This window comes from Kitasatospora sp. NPDC057512 (assembly GCF_042802135.1).
In the GTDB taxonomy this organism is placed as follows: Bacteria; Actinomycetota; Actinomycetes; order Streptomycetales; family Streptomycetaceae; genus Kitasatospora.
Genome location: NZ_JBHVET010001295.1, coordinates 1 through 1,057, shown reverse-complemented (window position 1 = coordinate 1,057; position 1,057 = coordinate 1). Strand labels below are relative to the sequence as shown.

Below are 1,057 nucleotides of genomic sequence, written 5' to 3'. Positions count from 1 at the left end.
CGCCGGGCACATGGACATCCTGCGCGAGCTGATCGACGGCGGGACGGGGGACCACAAGCGGAGCTGAGGCCGACCCGGAGCCGGCACCGACCGGAGCCGGCACCGGTCGGATTCGGTACCGAGCGGTGTCGGAACCGACCGGTGCGTCCGGTCAGGCCGTCAGCTTCCGGACGGCCCGGGCCAGCGCCTGCGCCGTGCGCCGGACGTCCGCCTCCGTGGTGCGCCAGTTGCTGAACGCCGCGCGCAGGGCGGGCCGTCCGGCGTAGCGGGTGGGCGTCAGGAAGGCCTCGTCGGCCAGCTCGTCGGCGAGCGCGGCCAGCCGCTCCGGGGTCGGGTCCGCCGTCAGCGAGAAGCAGACGACGTTCAGCCGGACCGGGGCGAGCAGCTCCAGCCCGTCGGTCCGCGCCACCTCCGCGCCGAGCGCCCGGGCGCCGGCGATGCAGCGCTCCACGATCTCCCGGTGCCCGGCGCGGCCGTACGCCCGCAGGGTGAACCAGGCGGCGAGGGCGCGCAGCCGGTGGGAGTTCTCGGGCGTGAGGTGGACCAGGTCCGGGTGCTCGTTCAGCGGGCCGAGGTAGGCGGCGGCGTTCTGGAAGACCCGGGCCTGGAGGTCCGGGCGGCGGGTGAACTGCACGGCGCTGTCGTACGGCACGTTGAGCCACTTGTGGAGGTCGACGCAGACCGAGTCGGCGAGGTCCAGCCCCGCGACCAGGTCCGCGTGCTCCGGTGAGAGTGCGGCGAAGACGCCGAAGGCGGCGTCCACGTGCAGCCAGAACCCGTACCGTTCGCGCAGCGCCGCGATCGCGCGCAGGTCGTCGAAGTCGACGGTGTTGACCGTCCCGGCGTTGGCCACCACCACGCACGGACCCGGGGCCTCGGCCAGCGCCCGCTCCAGTGCGGCCACGTCCACCGCCTCCCGGCCCGGCAGGACGGGCACCGTCCGCAGCGCCGTGCGGCCCAGGCCGAGCACCGACAGCGCCTTGGCGACGCTGGAGTGCGCGCTGCCCGACAGCACCCGGACCGGCCCCAGCGCGCCGACCCCGTCCTCGGCGACGTC

At 75.6% G+C, this 1,057-nt stretch carries 1 protein-coding gene; it reads right to left on the bottom strand.

Annotated features, from left to right (window positions below):
* Positions 1–151 precede the first annotated feature (151 nt).
* The coding region (locus tag ACFU6K_RS39590) for a pyridoxal phosphate-dependent decarboxylase family protein (protein WP_380671603.1) at positions 152–1,057 on the bottom strand (906 nt) is incomplete at its 5' end.